21 protein-coding genes are annotated in these 18,833 nt (G+C 62.0%); 16 read left to right on the top strand and 5 right to left on the bottom strand.

Annotation, left to right across the window (positions count from 1 at the left end):
• Positions 1-8 precede the first annotated feature (8 nt).
• Both BUA38_RS08900 and BUA38_RS08895 read left to right on the top strand, forming a co-directional pair.
• On the top strand, positions 9-836 hold the full coding sequence (locus tag BUA38_RS08900) for a sterol desaturase family protein (RefSeq protein ID WP_072817598.1): 828 nt from the start codon (positions 9-11) through the stop codon (positions 834-836).
• Positions 837-965: 129 nt separating this feature from the next.
• Positions 966-1,463 (top strand): pilus assembly protein N-terminal domain-containing protein, encoded by a 498-nt coding sequence (locus tag BUA38_RS08895; RefSeq protein WP_425304953.1) that lies wholly within the window; start codon positions 966-968, stop codon positions 1,461-1,463.
• 155 nt (positions 1,464-1,618) lie between these two features.
• Here the strand turns inward: BUA38_RS08895 and BUA38_RS08890 are convergent, their stop codons facing one another.
• From BUA38_RS08890 to BUA38_RS08880, 3 genes are all read right to left on the bottom strand, one after another.
• Positions 1,619-1,831 carry a cold-shock protein gene (locus BUA38_RS08890; protein WP_056299463.1) on the bottom strand — a complete coding sequence of 71 codons (213 nt, stop codon included), beginning with the start codon at positions 1,829-1,831 and terminating at the stop codon, positions 1,619-1,621.
• A 271-nt stretch (positions 1,832-2,102) separates the two neighbouring features.
• Entirely contained in the window at positions 2,103-2,396 is a 294-nt protein-coding gene (gene infA, locus BUA38_RS08885) for a translation initiation factor IF-1 (protein ID WP_072817597.1), read from the bottom strand.
• Positions 2,397-2,420: 24 nt separating this feature from the next.
• A complete protein-coding gene (locus BUA38_RS08880; RefSeq protein ID WP_072817596.1) occupies positions 2,421-3,845 on the bottom strand; it encodes a DEAD/DEAH box helicase in 1,425 nt (474 codons plus the stop codon).
• 550 nt (positions 3,846-4,395) lie between these two features.
• Here BUA38_RS08880 and urtA point away from each other — a divergent pair.
• The 14 genes from urtA (at position 4,396) to BUA38_RS08810 (ending at position 17,810) form a co-directional block, all read left to right on the top strand.
• Positions 4,396-5,715: an urea ABC transporter substrate-binding protein gene (gene urtA / locus BUA38_RS08875; protein WP_072817595.1), complete on the top strand. Its 1,320-nt coding sequence runs from the start codon at positions 4,396-4,398 to the stop codon at positions 5,713-5,715.
• Positions 5,716-5,856: 141 nt separating this feature from the next.
• A complete protein-coding gene (gene urtB, locus BUA38_RS08870) occupies positions 5,857-7,413 on the top strand; it encodes an urea ABC transporter permease subunit UrtB (protein ID WP_425304973.1) in 1,557 nt (518 codons plus the stop codon).
• On the top strand, positions 7,410-8,579 hold the full coding sequence (gene urtC, locus BUA38_RS08865; protein ID WP_072817593.1) for an urea ABC transporter permease subunit UrtC: 1,170 nt from the start codon (positions 7,410-7,412) through the stop codon (positions 8,577-8,579). Before urtB ends, urtC begins: the two co-directional genes overlap by 4 nt.
• Positions 8,580-8,584: 5 nt before the next feature.
• Complete coding sequence (urtD, locus tag BUA38_RS08860; RefSeq protein WP_072817592.1) at positions 8,585-9,346, top strand: urea ABC transporter ATP-binding protein UrtD; 762 nt, start codon at positions 8,585-8,587, stop codon at positions 9,344-9,346.
• Between the two features lie 4 nt (positions 9,347-9,350).
• Entirely contained in the window at positions 9,351-10,046 is a 696-nt protein-coding gene (gene urtE / locus BUA38_RS08855) for an urea ABC transporter ATP-binding subunit UrtE (protein WP_072817591.1), read from the top strand.
• Between the two features lie 45 nt (positions 10,047-10,091).
• Positions 10,092-10,928: an urease accessory protein UreD gene (locus BUA38_RS08850; protein ID WP_072817590.1), complete on the top strand. Its 837-nt coding sequence runs from the start codon at positions 10,092-10,094 to the stop codon at positions 10,926-10,928.
• 24 nt (positions 10,929-10,952) lie between these two features.
• On the top strand, positions 10,953-11,255 hold the full coding sequence (locus tag BUA38_RS08845; protein ID WP_072817589.1) for an urease subunit gamma: 303 nt from the start codon (positions 10,953-10,955) through the stop codon (positions 11,253-11,255).
• 12 nt (positions 11,256-11,267) lie between these two features.
• A complete protein-coding gene (locus tag BUA38_RS08840) occupies positions 11,268-11,573 on the top strand; it encodes an urease subunit beta (RefSeq protein WP_072817588.1) in 306 nt (101 codons plus the stop codon).
• 51 nt (positions 11,574-11,624) lie between these two features.
• Positions 11,625-13,340: an urease subunit alpha gene (ureC, locus tag BUA38_RS08835; RefSeq protein ID WP_072817587.1), complete on the top strand. Its 1,716-nt coding sequence runs from the start codon at positions 11,625-11,627 to the stop codon at positions 13,338-13,340.
• 42 nt (positions 13,341-13,382) lie between these two features.
• A complete protein-coding gene (locus tag BUA38_RS08830) occupies positions 13,383-13,682 on the top strand; it encodes a putative quinol monooxygenase (protein WP_072817586.1) in 300 nt (99 codons plus the stop codon).
• Positions 13,682-14,314: an urease accessory protein UreE gene (locus BUA38_RS08825; RefSeq protein WP_072817585.1), complete on the top strand. Its 633-nt coding sequence runs from the start codon at positions 13,682-13,684 to the stop codon at positions 14,312-14,314. Before BUA38_RS08830 ends, BUA38_RS08825 begins: the two co-directional genes overlap by 1 nt.
• A 64-nt stretch (positions 14,315-14,378) precedes the next feature.
• Positions 14,379-15,068 (top strand): urease accessory protein UreF, encoded by a 690-nt coding sequence (locus BUA38_RS08820; protein ID WP_072825961.1) that lies wholly within the window; start codon positions 14,379-14,381, stop codon positions 15,066-15,068.
• A gap of 159 nt (positions 15,069-15,227) precedes the next feature.
• Positions 15,228-15,881 (top strand): urease accessory protein UreG, encoded by a 654-nt coding sequence (gene ureG / locus BUA38_RS08815; RefSeq protein WP_072817584.1) that lies wholly within the window; start codon positions 15,228-15,230, stop codon positions 15,879-15,881.
• 273 nt (positions 15,882-16,154) lie between these two features.
• Positions 16,155-17,810, top strand: a complete 1,656-nt coding sequence (locus BUA38_RS08810) for an HWE histidine kinase domain-containing protein (RefSeq protein ID WP_072825960.1) — start codon at positions 16,155-16,157, stop codon at positions 17,808-17,810.
• A gap of 71 nt (positions 17,811-17,881) precedes the next feature.
• Here BUA38_RS08810 and BUA38_RS08805 read toward each other — a convergent pair whose 3' ends face one another.
• On the bottom strand, positions 17,882-18,427 hold the full coding sequence (locus tag BUA38_RS08805; protein ID WP_072817583.1) for a sigma-70 family RNA polymerase sigma factor: 546 nt from the start codon (positions 18,425-18,427) through the stop codon (positions 17,882-17,884).
• Positions 18,427-18,633, bottom strand: a complete 207-nt coding sequence (locus BUA38_RS08800) for a NepR family anti-sigma factor (RefSeq protein WP_072825959.1) — start codon at positions 18,631-18,633, stop codon at positions 18,427-18,429. Before BUA38_RS08800 ends, BUA38_RS08805 begins: the two co-directional genes overlap by 1 nt.
• Positions 18,634-18,833 lie beyond the last annotated feature (200 nt).

Below are 18,833 nucleotides of genomic sequence, written 5' to 3'. Positions count from 1 at the left end.
CCGCTGCCATGTCCAATCTACCCGTGGAAATCGTCGAAATGCTTGGCGAGACGATTACCAAGGTAGTGCCGATTACGATCGCACTAGCGCTGGTGTTCTCGGTGCTGACTCACTTCTGGGCCTGCAATGACGGAAAGCCCTGGTGGAGCAAGCGGGAAATCATCACCGATGTCTGCTACTGGTTTTTCGTTCCCGTATTTGCACGGGTGCTGCGGATCGGCCTGCTCGTGCTCGGCGCCTCGGTGGTCTTCGACATCCACAACGCCGACGATCTGATCGCATTCTACGATAACGGGCATGGTCCGCTGTCGCGGTTGCCGCTCTGGTGCCAGGCGCTGCTGTTTCTGGTGCTGTCCGACTTGATGCTGTACTGGCTGCACCGGCTGTTTCACGGCGGCGGCTTCTGGAAGTACCACGCGATCCATCATTCATCGGAAGAACTGGATTGGATTTCGGCCGCGCGTTTTCATCCGGTCAACCTGTTCCTGGGAACGATCGGGGTCGATGTCATCCTGCTGATGGCGGGGATCTCGCCGAACATCATGCTGTGGGTCGGTCCGTTCAACACGTTCCATTCCGCTTTCGTGCACGCCAACCTGAACTGGACGCTGGGGCCGTTCAAATATGTGCTGGCGACGCCGGTGTTTCACCGCTGGCATCACACTGCGGCCGATGACGGCGGCAATACCAATTTCGCAGGCACCTTTCCGATCTGGGACATCCTATTCGGGACCTTCCGGATGCCCGAGGACCGGCTGCCGCAAGTCTACGGCACCGACGATCCGCACATTCCTAATGAAATTGTTGGGCAACTTGCTTACCCTTTTCGCCAGTAGGTCTGGGCGGCTTGGCGAATTCGGCCGTCATTTGCAGTTCATTCACTAATTGACGGCAGATTTGCCACGTCGGGCGCCGGCTCCGCTGCGTATCGCTTAAGCCGGCTTGTCAACGTCCCGGGGTATTGTATGTCGCCTCAGTCCTTGCGTTTTTCCACCCGTCGGCGCTTCGCGTTCCACGCGCTTGCAGCCGGCATGCTGATATGGCCGCTGGCGGCCATCGCGGAGCCTTCCGCCAACACCGTCTCGGTGAATGTCGATCAGGCGAGGCTTGTGAAGCTTCCGGCCCGCGTCGCCACCATCGTCGTCGGAAATCCACTGATCGCGGACGTCGCGCTTCAGTCCGGCGGGGTCCTGGTCGTGACCGGGAAAGGTTACGGCGCCACCAATTTCATTGCGATGGATCGTTCGGGCGAGGTTCTTGTCGACCGGCTGATCCAGGTCGAAGGTCCGACCGATCAGCTCATCACGGTCTATCGCGGCGTCGAGCGCGAATCCTATAGCTGCATGCCGGTGTGCCAGCGTCGCGTTACGCTTGGCGACGGCGACAACTACTTCAAATCGGCGATGGACCAGGCCGGCAATCTGAGCAGCCAAGCCACTGGCGCCTCGGCGCCCAAGCAGTAAGCGCGACGCCGGTTCGGCCCGGTAACGTCCAGCCAAAACAAAAGGGCCGCGCTGAATGCGTGGCCCTTTTTCTTTCGTACAAGAACTCGTCGGCACAAGGCCGAAAATCGCGGCGGTCGATAATCCGGCCGCCGTGATTTCCAGCGTGTCAGAATTCAGCCGGCTGCGCGCAGATTGTCGGCGGAAGACTTGCCGGAACGGCGGTCGGCGACGATTTCGTAGCTGACCTTCTGGCCTTCACGCAGAGTTCCAAGGCCGGCGCGTTCGACGGCGCTGATGTGAACGAAAACGTCGTTGCCGCCATCGTCCGGTTGGATGAAGCCGTAACCCTTGGTCGCGTTAAACCACTTTACAGTTCCCATGCTCACGGGATAGTCCCTTCTCAAGATAGATATAACTAAGCCAACTCTCGCTGGCTGGTGAGATCGAATTTTTGGAAGGGTCGTCAGCGTCTAAACCGGCTGTACCGGTGGATAGCTAATGTCGTCCGGCCGAAAATCGATAGGTCATAATATTCCAAAGTAGCGCCCCAAACAATCCTCAAGGCACGCGAATTTTTTGAGCGCGTCCGCAGGACCGTGCGTGGGGGCGCGCGGCCCCCGACACGGTCCTGTCACGCGGCCAACAGTTTCGTGCGACTTATCTGCGGCGAAATTGGCCGCGCTGCGCTGCGCCGCGCTGGGGGGCGCCTGCGCCGCCTCCACCCGGTCGCTCGTCCTTGTGCCGGAAGATCAACCGGCCCTTTTCGAGATCGTAAGGCGACATCTCGATCGTCACCCGGTCGCCCGCGAGCGTCTTGATGCGGTTTTTCTTCATCTTGCCCGCCGTATAGGCAACGATCTCGTGCCCCGCGTCCAGCTGGACGCGATAGCGGGCATCGGGGAGGATTTCGGTGACCAGCCCTTCGAACTGGATCAGCTCTTCTTTCGCCATGATGTTCTCCAGGTCGACAGGCGACTAGCGTGGCCGTTGGTTGCGGTTGGGTTGGGTTTTCGGACGGCTTTCCCGGTACAGAAAGCTGACCCCCTGCAATCCTTCGGCGGTACCGCCGCTTTGTGAGGGGCGGTTCGGCTGCTGCCGATTGACCTCGTTCCGGTTGAATTTTGAAGCGTCATTATTACCACCACGACGGTGCTTTCGGCGAGGGCCTTTCGGCCCTTCTCCAGCGCCATTTGCGCGCCCCGCATGCGCCCGTGGCGCAGGTCGGCCGCCGCCGCGATGCGCGGCCGGAGGCGCTGTGTCGCGCTGGCCGGGCGTACGCCGGTCTTCCTTCGGCAACGCCATGCGGATCAGCTTTTCGATGTCGCGCAAATAGCCGAGTTCCTCGGCGCCCGCGACCAGCGAAATCGCAGTGCCGTCAGCGCCGGCACGCGCGGTGCGGCCGATGCGGTGGACGTAGGTTTCGGGAACATTGGGAAGATCGAAATTCACGACGTGGCTGACGCCGTCGACATCGATGCCGCGGGCGGCGATGTCGGTGGCGACCAGCGTGCGGATGGCGCCGGTGCGGAACGCCGCGAGCACCCGCTCGCGGTGGTTTTGCGATTTGTTGCCGTGGATGGCGTCAGCGGTGATGCCGGCGCGCGCGAGGCCCTTCACGACCTTGTCGGCGCCATGTTTGGTCCGGGTAAAGACCAGTGCGCGTCCGACCGCTTCCTGCCTGAGAAGCTCTGCCAGAACGGTTGCCTTGGCCGAGTGATCGACCTGGAGCACCCGCTGGTTGATGCGTTCTACTGTCGAGGCGACCGGCGTTACTGCAACCCGGGCGGGCTCGCGCAGCATCGTGTCGGCCAGTTCGGCGATATCCTTGGGCATCGTCGCCGAGAAGAACAGCGTTTGCCGCCGGACCGGCAGCTTGGCGACGATTTTACGGATGTCGTTGATGAAGCCCATGTCCAGCATGCGGTCGGCTTCGTCCAGCACGAGGAACTCGACCTGGTTGAGCTTCAGCCCGTTGCTTTGCACGAGGTCGAGCAGGCGACCGGGCGTGGCCACGAGGATCTCGACCCCCGGCATTAGGCTGCGGACCTGGCGTCCCATCGGAACGCCGCCGATCGCCAGCGTCGAGGTCAGGCGCATGTGCCGGCCATAGGCGTTGAAGCTCTCGAGGATCTGCCCGGACAGTTCCCGGGTGGGGCTGAGCACCAGCACACGGCAGCTCTTGGGCTGCGGCTTGATGCGGTTGGCCAGGATGCGGTGGAGGATCGGCAGGGCGAAGGCCGCGGTCTTGCCGGTGCCGGTCTGGGCGATGCCGACGACGTCGCGGCCGGCCAATACGAGGGGGATGGTTTGAGCTTGGATGGGGGTAGGCGTCAGGTAGTTTTCTTCTCTGAGCGCGCGCGAAATGGGATCGGCGAGGCCGAAATCCTGAAAGGAGGTCAAAATTGAGTACTTTCCATATCAAGGCGTTAGGCCGCCCGGTCGTCTGGACCGGCAGCGTTTGGGTGCCTTGGACACCCGCGTGTACGGGGCATCGGTGTTGTTAGCTGAAAAGGGCAAGCCAGAAGCCGTTGCAACTTCTGCAAGGGCCAGAGAACACGCAGCTCGCGCAAACCCGTGATTCGGGTCGCATGGGCTCCATATGGAACAGGAACGCGGCGCTTTCAAGGTGGGTCGTCCATATTGTGGGGTTATGCCAGCATCAGGAAAACCAGGTGTCGCGCTGCGCCGGTGCTATATTTTTGTGCCTTCACACTTAAGTCATGCCAAAAATGACTATCAGTTAGTCAAATTGCGGAAATACCACCCATTTTTTCTGCCTAAAAAGAGATCATTAGCGCGATTCCGGCCGGCGCTTTTGTCGAATTACATAAATAAAACATATGCTTGCCCGTCGAAAGGGGCGTGGCATGGTTCTTGCGATTCCGTAAACGCAGGCGGCCGTGGGGCCGTTCGCAGCGTTTAACGCTCTGCGTCAGGGAGATGACATTTCATGCTTACAAAACTTATTCATGCGAACGCGACGTTCAGCCGTCGCCGGTGGCTCGCGGCGTCAGCGGGACTGGTGCTTGGCCTGTCGGCGTTCTCGAACGCAAAGGCTGCCGACGACACCATTAAGGTCGGCGTGCTCCATTCGCTTTCCGGCACCATGGCGATCAGCGAGACCACGCTGAAGGACACCGTTCTCTTCCTGATCGACGAGCAGAACAAGAAGGGCGGCGTGCTCGGCAAGAAGCTCGAAGCCGTCGTCGTCGATCCCGCTTCCAACTGGCCGCTGTTCGCCGAAAAGGCCCGCGAACTGATCACCAAGGACAAGGTCGCTGTCGTATTCGGTTGCTGGACCTCGGTCTCCCGCAAGTCTGTGCTGCCGGTGTTCAAGGAACTGAACAACATCCTGTTCTATCCGGTGCAGTACGAGGGCGAAGAGAGCGAGCGCAATGTGTTCTACACCGGTGCTGCTCCGAACCAGCAGGCGATCCCGGCCGTCGACTACCTGATGAAGGACGAGAAGGTGAAGCGCTGGGTGCTGGCCGGCACCGACTATGTCTATCCGCGCACCACCAACAAGATTCTTGAGGCCTACCTGAAGTCGAAAGGCGTGGCCCAGGAAGACATCATGATCAATTACACGCCGTTCGGTCACTCCGACTGGCAGACGATCGTGGCCGACATCAAGAAGTTCGGCTCGGCCGGCAAGAAGACCGCGGTGGTTTCCACCATCAACGGCGACGCCAACGTTCCCTTCTACAAGGAACTTGGCAACCAGGGCATCAAGGCGACCGATATTCCGGTTGTCGCGTTCTCGGTCGGTGAAGAAGAACTCGCCGGCATCGACACCAAGCCGCTGCTCGGCCACCTCGCTGCGTGGAACTACTTCGAGTCGATCAAGACGCCCGCCAACGAGAAGTTCATCAAGGAGTGGCAGGCCTACACCAAGAATCCGAAGCGCGTGACCAACGACCCGATGGAAGCGCACGTGATCGGCTTCAACATGTGGGTGAAGGCGGTCGAGAAGGTGAAGTCGACCGATCCGGACAAGGTGATCGATGCGCTGCCCGGCATCGAAGCGCCGAACCTGACCGGTGGCGTATCCAAGATGCTGCCCAACCACCACATCACCAAGCCGGTGTTCATCGGCGAGATCAAGGGTAACGGCCAGTTCGACGTGGTGTGGAAGACGCCGGGCCTGGTGGCCGGCGATGCATGGTCGAAGGAGCTTGAAGGCTCCAAGGACCTGATCGGCGACTGGGTTGGCAAGAAGTGCGGCAACTACAACACCAAGACCAACAAGTGCGGCGGTCAGGGATCCTGAGCTCCGTGAACTAAAGTACAATCCACGAGACAGGGGGAAGGCGACGAAACTGTTGCCTTCCCCATTAACTTCTGCCGGGGTCGTCCAGTGGTCAATTTTTTCGAGCGCTTTCGTTCGCTCGCCCTTTCCGCTTTTGTCGTCGTGTGCTTGAGCCTGCCAGCATTCGCCGGCGCCTTTGAGGATGCGGTCGCCAAATTCGCCAACGACGAATTCTCCGATACCGAAGAGGCGGTCGGTGCCGTTGCGACGTCGGGCAATCCGCTCGCTTTTCCCATTATCAGCGCGCTCCAGGACGGCCGTTTGTCGGCCGATCCCGACACCAAGAAGGTTTTCATTACCCAGGATGACGGCAAGGTCGTCGATGCCACCACCGGCGCTGCGGTCGACAAGCTGCCGGAGAATGCCGTCGCGGTTCGCCTCAACAACCGCTTGCGCCGTTCGGTCGAGGCGGCGCTGGGCGGCCTGACCCTGCTCTCGCCCGATCCCGCCAAGCGTATTGCGGCCGCGCAATCGGTATTCAAGACTCATGACGAGACGATGCTGCCTGTCATCGACGGCGCGCTGGCGAAGGAAACCAACAGGTCGGTGAAAGCAGCCTTTGCCGAGGCGCGCGCGGCGATCCTGCTCTACAAATCCGACGCCAGCGATGCGGAAAAGCTCGAGGCGATCGCCACGGTCAAGGCGAGGGGCGATCAGGAAGCGCTGGCGCTGCTAACCGGCTTGACCGGAGAACAGCCGCCCGCGATCGCCCGCGCGGCGGCCAGCGCGACTTCGGCCATTCAGAGCACGCTGGCGGTATGGTCGGCGGTGCAGAACGCCTGGTACGGCATTTCGCTCGGCTCGGTGCTGTTGCTGGCTGCGATTGGGCTTGCCATCACCTTCGGCGTCATGGGCGTCATCAACATGGCCCATGGCGAGATGGTGATGCTCGGGGCCTACACCACCTTCGTGGTGCAGGAGATCATCCGCACCAGCTATCCCGGTCTGTTCGACTATTCGCTGCTGATCGCCGTGCCATTGGCCTTTGTCGTTGCGGGCGCCATCGGCGTCGTGATCGAACGGACGATCATTCGATTCCTCTACGGCCGCCCGCTGGAGACGCTGCTTGCGACCTGGGGACTCTCGCTGGTGCTGCAACAGGCGGTGCGCACCGCATTCGGTCCGACCAACCGCGAGGTCGGCAACCCCTCCTGGATGAGCGGGGCGTTCGAACTCGGGCAGATCACCATCACCTATAACCGGCTCTGGATCCTCTGCTTCACGCTTGCCGTGTTTGCGATCCTGCTGGCGATGCTGCGCTACACCGCGCTCGGCCTTGAGATGCGCGCGGTGACGCAGAACCGGCGCATGGCGGCCTCGATGGGGATTGCGACTTCCCGCGTCGATGCGCTGACCTTCGGGCTCGGCTCGGGGATTGCCGGGATCGCCGGCGTGGCGCTGTCGCAAATCGACAATGTCAGCCCCAATCTTGGTCAGAGCTACATCATCGATTCCTTCATGGTCGTGGTGTTCGGCGGGGTCGGCAATCTGTGGGGCACGCTGGTCGGCGCGTTCACGCTTGGCATCGCCAACAAGTTCCTCGAGCCGGTCGCCGGCGCCGTGCTGGGCAAGATCGCGATCCTCGTCCTGATCATCCTGTTCATCCAGAAGCGCCCGCGCGGCCTGTTCGCGCTCAAGGGACGGGCGGTGGAAGCATGATGCCGCATCTTCTGACGCGATCGCTCGACCGCAGCGCGGCGCTTTTCGTGCTGGTGGTGGCCGCTCTCGGCGTTCTGATTCCGCTGTCGAACCTGTTGCTGCCGTCGGGCTCGGCGTTGCAGGTGCCGACCTATCTGGTCGCGCTGTTCGGCAAATACGCCTGTTATGCGGTGCTCGCGCTCTCGATCGACCTGATCTGGGGCTATTGCGGCATCCTCTCGCTTGGCCACGGCGCGTTCTTTGCGCTCGGCGGTTACGCCATGGGCATGTATCTGATGCGCCAGATCGGCAGCCGCGGCGTCTACGGCAATCCGATCCTGCCCGACTTCATGGTGTTCCTGAACTATCCGAAACTGCCGTGGTACTGGCACGGCTTCGACATGTTCTGGTTTGCGGCGTTGATGGTCGTTCTGGTGCCGGGCCTGCTCGCCTTCTGCTTCGGCTGGCTGGCGTTTCGCTCCCGCGTCACCGGCGTTTATCTTTCGATCATCACGCAGGCGATGACGTACGCCCTGCTGCTGGCGTTCTTCCGCAACGACTTCGGCTTCGGCGGCAATAACGGCCTCACCGATTTCAAGGATATCCTCGGCTTCAACGTGCAGGCGGACGGCACCCGCGCGGCCCTGTTCGCGCTGAGTTGTCTGCTGGTCATCGTGACGTTCCTGATCTGCCGGGCGGTCGTCACCTCCAAGCTCGGCAAGGTGCTGATCGCGGTGCGCGACGCCGAATCGCGCACGCGGTTTCTCGGCTACCGCGTCGAATCCTACAAGCTGTTCGTGTTCACGCTGTCGGCCTGCATGGCCGGTGTCGCCGGCGCGCTCTACGTGCCACAGGTCGGCATCATCAACCCGTCGGAGTTCGCGCCCGGAAATTCCATCGAGGCCGTGATCTGGGTCGCTGTCGGCGGGCGCGGCACGCTGGTCGGGGCGGCGCTGGGCGCGGTCGTCGTCAACTACGCCAAGACCTACTTCACATCGGGTCCGCTCGCGCCCTACTGGCTGTTCATGCTCGGCGCTATGTTCATCCTGGTGACGCTGCTGTTGCCCAAAGGCATCGTCGGTACCTTCAACAGCTGGTGGGAGCCGATAAAGGCCCGGCGAATGAGCGCGAACGCCGAGAGTGCCGCCGCCGAAGACGGCGTCAGCGAACCTCATATGGCGGAGTGAGAGCGATGAACGTCAGGGATACCCGTGCGACGTCTGCGCTGCTTTACCTCGACGGCGTGCATGTCTCGTTCGACGGCTTTCATGCCATCAACAACCTGTCGCTGACGCTGGAGCCCGGCGAGATGCGCGCCATCATCGGCCCGAATGGCGCCGGCAAGACCACGATGATGGACATCATCACCGGCAAGACCAAGCCGGATGAGGGCACGGTACTGTTCGACGGCGTCACCGATCTGACACGGCTCGACGAGACGCGAATTGCCGAACTCGGCATCGGCCGCAAATTCCAGAAGCCGACGGTGTTCGAAAGCCAGTCGGTCGAGGACAATCTGTTGCTCGCGCTCAATGTCGACCACAGCGTCAAGGGCACGCTGTTCTGGCGCGGCAGCAGGACCGAAGCCGAACGCATCGAGCGTGTGTTGGAGACCATCCGCCTGAAGGACGCGCGCGGCCGGCTCGCCGGAAGCCTGTCGCATGGTCAGAAGCAGTGGCTCGAGATCGGCATGTTGCTGGCGCAGGATCCGAAACTGTTGCTGGTGGACGAGCCGGTCGCCGGCATGACCGACGTCGAAACGCATCAGACGGCCGAGCTTCTGAAGGAGATCAACAAGGACAAGACCGTGATGGTGGTCGAACACGACATGACCTTCGTGCGCGAACTTGGCGTCAAGGTGACGTGTTTGCACGAGGGCACGGTGCTGGCCGAAGGCACCATCGACCAGGTGTCGGCGAATGAGCGCGTGGTCGAAGTGTATCTGGGGCGCTAAAGTCATGCTGAAGGTCGACAACATCAGTTTGTTCTACGGCGCAGCGCAGGCGCTGCGCGGGGTCTCGATTTCGGCCGAGCCGGGCAAGGTGACCTGCGTGCTTGGCCGCAACGGTGTCGGCAAGACCAGCCTGCTACGCGCCATGGTCGGGCAATACCCGATTTCCGGCGGATCGATTACCTTCGACGGCGCCGATATCTCCGGCCTCAAGCCGTATGAACGCGCCCGCAAGGGCATCGGCTTCGTGCCGCAGGGCCGCGAGATTTTCCCGCTGCTGACGGTGGAAGAAAACCTCAAGACCGGCTTTGGGCCCTTGAAGCGCGAGGACCGCAACATCCCCGACGACGTGTTCTCGCTGTTTCCGGTGCTGCAATCGATGCTGGGGCGCCGCGGCGGCGACCTGTCGGGCGGGCAACAGCAGCAGCTCGCGATCGGGCGGGCGCTGGTGATGCGGCCGAAATTGCTGCTGCTCGACGAGCCGACCGAAGGCATCCAGCCCTCGATCATCAAGGACATCGGCCGCGCGATCACTTACTTGCGCAGCCTCGGCAGTATCGCGATCGTTCTGGTCGAACAGTATCTCGACTTTGCCTGCGAGCTCGGCGACAATTTCGCGGTCATGGACCGCGGCGCGGTCAAATACGCCTGCGATCGAACGAACCTCGATCCGAGCGAGATCAGCCGTCAGATGGCTTTGTAAACGGGTCGGCGCGGCGGTCGACGGTTGAGGTAAGGTTGGGGCCGGATGCAGACCGATACCGCAAATCAAAGCGCTGCGATTTTCGCCGCCAACCGCGCGAGGGGCGCGGTTCGCTTCGACGTCGCCGGCGTCGATGGCGTGACGCGCCGCCGTCAGATTCACGAGGCCGGCTCGTTGCGGGTGCGTTTTCCCTCGCCGGAAGATGATGGTCTTTCGGCGGTGCTGGTCAACACTGCGGGCGGCATCGCCGGCGGCGATCGCTTTGACATCGATATCGCGAGCAGCGGCGACGCACGGCTGACTGTCACCACGGCTGCGGCAGAGAAAATCTACCGCGCGGCCGGACCGGCGGCGACGCTCAATGTCACGCTCAGGGCCGAGGGCAGCTCGCATTTATCGTGGCTGCCGCAGGAGACCATTCTGTTCGACCGCACACGGATCCATCGCCGCTTTGACATCAGCCTTTCCGAGACTGCCTCCTTGCTACTCTGCGAAATCGTCGTATTCGGCCGTCTTGCGATGGGCGAGCGTATGCGCGAGGGCGAGTTTCTCGACCACTGGCGGCTTCGCCGCGGCGACAAGCTGATTTTCGCCGAAAACATCCGTCTCGACGGTGATATCGGCGCAAAGCTCGCTAATCCCGCGATCGCCAAAGGCGGCGTCGCGATCGGGACCGCTTTGATTGTGCCTGGCGATGAGGCATTGCTCGATCGGATTCGCGAACTCGCACCGTCGTTCGGCGGCGAAGTCGGTCTCTCGGCATGGAATGGATTTGCAATGGCGCGCTTCTGTGCCCAAGATGCGGCCCGGCTGCGCGCCGACATGATGGCGGTGCTCGGCCGCGCCAGCGGTTCGGCCTTGCCGAGGTTGTGGCTCAATTGATTCTGGATCAATCAGAGTGCTCGCATGAATCTCTCTCCCCGCGAAAAGGACAAGCTGCTGATTTCGATGGCGGCGATAGTGGCGCGCCGGCGTCTGGAACGCGGCGTCAAGCTCAATCACCCCGAGGCCATTGCCATCATCTCCGACTTCATCGTCGAAGGTGCGCGCGATGGCCGCACGGTGGCCGAACTGATGCAGGCGGGCGCGCAGGTGCTCACGCGCGCGCAGGTGATGGACGGCATTGCCGAGATGATTCACGACATTCAGGTGGAAGCGACGTTTCCGGACGGCACCAAGCTTGTCACGGTGCACGAGCCGATCCGATAGGAGCGCATCAAGATGATACCCGGTGAACTCTTCATCAAGGACGGCGAGATCGAGCTCAATGCCGGTCGCAAGACGGTGACGCTCTCGGTCGCCAATACCGGAGACCGGCCCATTCAGGTGGGCTCGCACTACCATTTCTTCGAGACCAATCCGGCGCTCAAATTCGATCGCAAAAAGGCGCGCGGCATGCGGCTCGACATCGCGGCCGGCACCGCGGTTCGGTTTGAGCCTGGCCAGACCCGCGAGGTGCATCTCGTTGCGCTCGCGGGCAAGAAGACCATCTACGGCTTCCGCGGCGACGTGATGGGCAAGCTGTAGCGCAATCAGGTTCAGGCTGTCTCCCGCCTGGCGGGAGAGGGGGTAGAAACCATGTCCGTCAAGATCAAACGTTCCGTCTATGCCGACATGTTCGGCCCGACCACCGGCGACAAGGTGCGGCTCGCCGACACCGACCTGATCATCGAGGTCGAGAAGGACCTCACGACCTATGGCGAGGAAGTGAAATTCGGCGGCGGCAAGGTGATCCGCGACGGCATGGGCCAGTCGCAGGTGACCAACAAACAGGGCGCGGCGGACACCGTCATCACCAATGCGCTGATCGTCGATCACTGGGGCATCGTCAAGGCCGACGTCGCGATCAAGGAAGGGATGATTGCGGCGATCGGCAAGGCTGGCAATCCCGACATTCAGCCCGGCGTTACCATCGTGATCGGGCCCGGCACCGACGTGATCGCCGGCGAAGGCAAGATCCTCACCGCAGGCGGATTCGACAGCCACATCCATTTCATCTGTCCGCAGCAGATCGAGCACGCGCTGATGTCGGGCGTCACCTCGATGCTGGGCGGCGGCACCGGGCCGTCGCACGGCACTTACGCGACGACCTGCACGCCCGGTCCGTGGCACATGGGGCGGATGATCCAGTCGTTCGACGCCTTTCCGGTCAATCTCGGCATTTCCGGCAAGGGCAATGCGTCGCGCCCCGCTGCGCTGGTCGAAATGATCAAGGCCGGCGCCTGCGCGCTCAAGCTGCATGAAGACTGGGGCACGACACCGGCTGCAATCGACAACTGCCTCTCGGTCGCCGACGACTACGACGTCCAGGTGATGCTGCATTCGGATACACTGAATGAATCCGGCTTCGTCGAGGACACGGTAAAGGCGTTCAAGGGCCGCACCATCCATGCCTTCCACACCGAAGGCGCGGGCGGCGGCCATGCGCCTGACATCATCAAGATTGCGGGCCTGAAGAACGTACTGCCGTCCTCGACCAACCCGACGCGGCCGTTCACCCGCAACACCATCGACGAGCATCTCGACATGCTGATGGTGTGCCACCACCTCGATCCGTCGATTGCGGAAGATCTGGCGTTCGCCGAGAGCCGTATTCGCAAGGAGACCATTGCGGCGGAAGACATCCTGCACGACCTCGGCGCGCTCTCGATGATGTCGTCGGATTCGCAGGCCATGGGCCGGCTCGGCGAAGTCATCATCCGCACCTGGCAGACCGCCGACAAGATGAAGAAGCAGCGCGGCGCCTTGCCCGAAGACAAAGGCAAGGACAACGACAATTTCCGCGTCAAGCGCTACATCGCCAAATACACCATCAACCCCGCGATCGCGCACGGTGTCTCGAAGCTGATCGGCTCGGTCGAAAAGGGCAAGCTCGCCGATCTCGTGCTGTGGTCGCCGGCGTTCTTTGGCGTGAAGCCCGAATGCATCATTAAGGGCGGTTCGATCGTCGCCGCTCCGATGGGCGATCCCAACGCCTCGATCCCGACGCCGCAGCCGGTGCATTACCAGCCGATGTTCGCGGCTTTCGGCAAGTCGCTGACGGCTTCGTCGGTTGTGTTCACCTCAAAGGCGGCTGTCACCGGAGGCCTTGCGCGCAAGCTCGGCATCTCCAAGAAGCTCTATGCCGTGCAGAACACCCGCGGCAAGATTTCCAAGAAGAGCATGATCCATAACGGCGCCACGCCCAACATCGAGGTCGACCCGGAAACCTACGAGGTGCGGGCGGACGGAGAGCTGCTCACCTGTGCGCCGGCCGAGGTGCTGCCGATGGCGCAGCGCTACTTCATGTTCTAAGGTCGGCCCGGTCAATCAACGAAAAAGTACCGGGAGGAGATCATGATCTACGTTGTTGCCACCACGCAGATGAAGCCGGAAGGCCGCGATGCGTTCATCGAGGGCCACAAGAAATTCACTGCCGAGACACGGAAGGAGAAGGGCTGCCTCTCCTATGACGGCCATGTCAGTGTCAACGATCCCAATCTCTATGTCGTGGTGGAGCGCTGGGAGACGCGTGAGGATCTCAATGCGCATGGCAAGGCGCCGCACATGAAGGTCTGGCGCGAATATGCCGCTCCTTACCGGGCCACACCCACCGTGATCGAGATCATCAGCGACGCCAAGGTCGAGAAGTTCTAATGGTCCGCGCGATCAAGGTCTCGAAGCATCACCGCTGGAGCGAGCCTCCAGCGGATACCATCGTTCTCGACTTCGACGACCGTCATCGGCGCCGAATGGCGATGACGGGCACCCGCGGACTTGAATTCCTGCTCGATCTCGAGAATGCGACGGCCTTACGTGGCGGCGATGCGCTGGTGCTCGAGGATGGCCGTCTGATCGAGGTGGTCGCAGCGGCGGAGCGCCTGGCGGAAATCCGTGGCACCGATCCGCAGCATCTGGTTCGCGTCGCCTGGCATCTCGGCAACCGTCATTTGCCGACGCAGATTTTGGCCAAAGCGCTGCGCATCCGGCGTGACCATGTGATCGAGGAAATGGTGATGGGGTTGGGCGCGCGGGTGATCGAAATCGAAGCGCCGTTCGATCCCGAAGGCGGCGCCTATGATGGCGATGACCACGCGCATGCGGCAAGCCACGCGCACGACCATCACGCCCATGACCACCTTGCTCATGACCACGCGTCGCATGATCATGCCCACGATCATGCCGATCATCATGATCATACGCATGATCACGGCCACCACCATCACCACGACGAGCATTGCGGTCACGACCATCATCACGGCCATTCCCATGCTCATGAAGATAAATAAACCGCCGCAAAAGCGGCGCGCCGTGGTGTCCGATGCGGCGGGGTCGAGCGAGCAATCGGCCGGAATGTCGGAAAGCGAGGCGGCCGCGCTTTACCGCCTCATGACCTGGCTCTCGCCGTCTTTTCCGGTCGGCGCGTTCTCCTATTCCAGCGGCATCGAGTGGGCAGTCGAAGCCGGCGACGTGACGAATGCCGCATCGTTGCGGGAGTGGCTCGCCGCCATGCTGACGGATGGTGCGGGAATTTGCGATAGCATCTTTCTGGCCTACAGCTATCGGGCCGCGTCATCCGGTGACGATGCGCGGCTTGCAGAAGTTGCCGAACTCGCTTCCGCCTTCATGCCGTCGCGCGAGCGCCATCTTGAAACCACCGCGCAGGGCCGGGCCTTCATCGAAATCGCACGCGCGGCGTGGCACACCGCGCAACTCGATCGGCTGGTCGGTGCTTGCAAGACCGCGATCGTCTATCCGGTTGCGGTGGGTCTCGTTGGCGCAGCGCATGCGATTCCGCCCGCGCCCACCGTTCACGCCTTCCTGCATGCGGTGACGTCGAACTGGATCTCGGCCGGCGCGCGTCTCATTCCATTGGGTCAGACCGACAGCCAGCGCCTGCTGGCCAAGCTTGAAGTGGTCGTGGCGGATACCGCAAAACGCGCGCTCGCCGCTTCGCTCGATGACCTCGGCAGTGCCATCTTCCGCGCCGATCTCGCCAGCATGCGGCATGAAACCCAGTACACGCGGTTGTTCCGGTCATGATCAAAGTGCCACACACTCCGCTGTCGTCCCCGCGCACGCGGGGACCCATAACCGTTAATAAGGATGGTTGCGTCGGGCTATGGCCTCAGCGTGGTGAAACAATTGAACTCTGTGATGATGGGTCCCTGCTTTTGCAGGGACGACGAAAGGGTGATTAAAATGGCATCTTCGCATGGTCCGCTTCGCGTCGGCATCGGAGGACCGGTTGGTTCGGGAAAGACCGCGCTGATGGACCTGTTGTGCAAGTCGATGCGCGAGCACTACGACATCGCCGCGATCACCAATGACATCTATACGAAATGGGACGCCGAGTTTCTGGTGCGGTCGGGCTCGCTGACGCCGGACCGGATCGCGGGCGTCGAGACCGGCGGTTGCCCGCATACGGCCATTCGCGAGGATGCCTCGATGAATTTGGCAGCGGTTGCCGACATGCGCGCCAAGTTTCCAGGTCTTGACGTGGTGCTGATCGAGTCGGGCGGCGACAACCTCGCGGCGACATTCTCGCCCGAGCTTGCGGATCTCACCATCTATGTGATCGATGTGGCCGCCGGCGACAAGATTCCGTCCAAGGGAGGGCCTGGCATCACCCGTTCGGACCTTCTGGTCATCAACAAGATCGATCTGGCGCCCTATGTCGGGGCATCGCTGGAGAAGATGGAAACGGACACCCGGCGGATGCGCGGCGAGCGGCCGTTCGTCATGACCAACCTGAAGAAGAGCGAGGGCCTGGATCGCATCATCGGCTTCATCGAGGCCAAAGGCGGCCTCACCTCGGCTATATCCGCCAAGCAGCGCGGGGTTGGCGGGCGCTGATCCCGCCCGTCTTCATATCTCCGCCGTCGCCAGATGAGCGGGAACAAAGTCGGCCGGCCGCCGTTATCATCCTCCGACGCCGTTAACCTCTTTTACGTGGTAGCCGCTGTGTCCGCCGTGTTAGATCCCGCCCCGCCAGCGTTCGTCCCACATCGATGACGGCTTTCCCATGCAGAGCGGTCGGTTATCATTACATTCCGATTAACGGCCGTCCGGGCCGTCATCGGATGGTTGTTCGATCCATTTACCAACGCATCCTATTTGAGTGAACGAGTGGTTCGGCTGGGCTTCATCACCGGTTTCATTGCACTGATCGGGGTTCTGCTCTCCGGTCTTGCGGCCTATCGTGTTCATGACCAGGAGCTGACGGTCGACGGCATTGCGCTGGCGCGCGCGATCGACGTTCACGCCAGCCTGGTGCAGGATCGCCTGACCGAGCGCGAGTTGCTGGCGAGCGTGGCCTCCGGCCTTTTTCGCTCGCCGTCGGTGATCAAGGCCAACATGCTTCAGCCTCTGCGCTCATCGATCTACGCCTTCAAGACCGACTTCGTGGTGGCTGGCTGGATCGCGCGGCTTCGTCCCGAGGAACTGGCAGCCGCGCGCACTGAACTTGCCAATGCGGGATTTACCAATCCGACCATCCGCAGATACGACGATACGCCGCTCCAGACGGCGGGTCTTGGCAGGCCGGTCGATCTTCTAATGGACGTCGAACCCCGCAACGCGGAGACCATGGGCTTTCCGGGCCGCTGTTTCGACGAGCAGCCGATCCTGGGGCCGATGTTGGCGCGGGCGATGTCGGAAATGAAGCCGGTGGCATCCGACCCGTTGCCGCTGCTGCGCGCCGATGGACCGGTCGGTGTCGTGCTTGCCGCGCCGGTCTTGCAGGACAACGGAGCCCAGCCGGCGGGATTCGTGACATTTTCGTACGAGCTTGCGCCGTTGATGCTGACTAACGACGACCTGTCGCTGTTTTCGGTGGCGTTGAAAGACCCGCGCAGCGACAATACCGAGCTGACCGCAACCGAGCGCAGCAGCGTCGTTTCCAGAACCGTCGATCCGCAAAGCCCGGCCCCGCCGGTGTATCGGACCGTTTCATTCGGTGACCGCGACTGGACGCTGACCTATTACGCCAAGACCAACACCATGAACCGCGCGCGGCAGACTGCGGCGATCGTGGCGGCCATCGGCCTTGCCTTGACGGCCATCGTTTGCGGCCTGTTCGGCTATGTCGCCTACAACAACCTGCGCCTGAGTCGCGAAATTCAGGTGCGGATCGGCTTCGAGCGGCGTCTGACGGCGGTCATCGACGAGCTCAACCATCGCGTCAAGAACATCCTGGCGGTGATCCAGTCGATCGTGACGCGCACGCTGCGCCACGGGGCGGATATCGACGTCGCTCGCGAGCTCCTGATCGGCCGGATTCACGCGATGTCAAACGTAGTCTCGCTGCTCAGCGAGAGCCAGTGGCAGGGCGTCAACCTGAAGGGGTTGTTCGAAGCGCGCGCGATACCGCATGCCGACCGCATCGCCGTCAGCGGACCCGACATCACGGTGAGCGCGCGGGCCGCGCAATCGCTGTCGCTGTTGTTTTTCGAACTGGCGTCGCATTCCGACGAGGGGCTCTCGCTGGTCGGAAAACATCCGCACATCGTCGCGCATTGGGAAGTGACCGGCGAGGAGCCGGAAACGGTCTTTCACTTCCGCTGGGAAGAGTTCAATACCAGCGCCGCGACCCGGCGGCCCGACAGCGACTTCAGCCTGATTTTGCTCGATCGCGTCGCCCCGGAGGCCCTCGGCGGCACATCGAAGCGGTCCTTCACCGACGTCAGCTACGTCTACGAACTGACCGCGCCGATGGAGACCGTCATCGACATGTCCGAGCGCGACCGCACGGAGAAGTTTTCGGCGCCGCTCAAGCCCGTTTGATGCTACGGGCCGGCTAGCCGTTGCCGCCGATGACCGCGCAAACGCGACTTCGCGTTTGTCGCCTTGGGGCGCTAGCCGTTACCGCCGATGACCGCGCGCACGGTTTCATCGGGACCGAAATCCTCGGCGCCGTCGACATAGAGCAAGGCTGAGAGTTTGGAGCGCGCGCGATTAACGCGGCTCTTGATGGTGCCGACCGCACAGCCGCAGATCGCCGCCGCATCCTCGTAGGAGAAACCGGAAGCACCCACCAGGATCAGCGCCTCACGCTGGTCCTGCGGCAGCTTATCGAGCGCCATGCGGAATTCCTCGAACTCCAGATGGGCGCCCTGCGCCGGCTGCGCCTTCAGCGTTTTCGCGTAGCTGCCGTCGGCATCCTCGACCTCGCGCCGCCGCTTGCGATAATCCGAGCGGAACAGGTTTCGCAGAATCGTGAATAGCCACGCCGGCAGGTTCGATCCCGGCTGGAACGAGTCGATATTGGCTAGCGCGCGCAACAAGGTTTCCTGCACCAGGTCGTCGGCGCGATCGCCGTTACCTGAGAGCGAGATGGCGAAGGCGCGCAAACTTGGCACCGACGCTAAGATGTCGTCCCGCAGCGAATCGGTGAGAGGCATTAGTCCCTCCCGTCATTTTTGATCGTCTGATCGCCCGTGCTTTGAAGGTGGGGATCTGATGTCGGGACATCAAGCTTGCGGATCAGGTCCACAAACCGATCGGGAACGCCCTGGCGGACGACATCGTCGTACATGGCGCGCAACTGATGGCCGATCCTGGACTGGATCTCGGCATTCAGGCCGCCCTGCTTTTTCGCTTCCTTCATGTCCTGTCCCACGCTTCCCCGGGGGTTAAGCTTTTGTACTTTCACGGCTATTCCTCGAATGACCCATGCGTCGGCTCTGAACCGTGCCAAGGCCTAATGCGAAGTGCCCATAAAAGTTCCTTTGTTGGCGGGAACTTTTCTCGCGGTGAAACGTAAATTCCCATCTACGGGAAGTTTCGGGCCGGCCCCCGTCTTGAAGG

The sequence above is a fragment of the Bradyrhizobium erythrophlei genome (assembly GCF_900142985.1).
Taxonomy (GTDB): domain Bacteria; phylum Pseudomonadota; class Alphaproteobacteria; order Rhizobiales; family Xanthobacteraceae; genus Bradyrhizobium; species Bradyrhizobium erythrophlei_B.
This window is presented reverse-complemented; position numbering and strand designations above follow the sequence as displayed.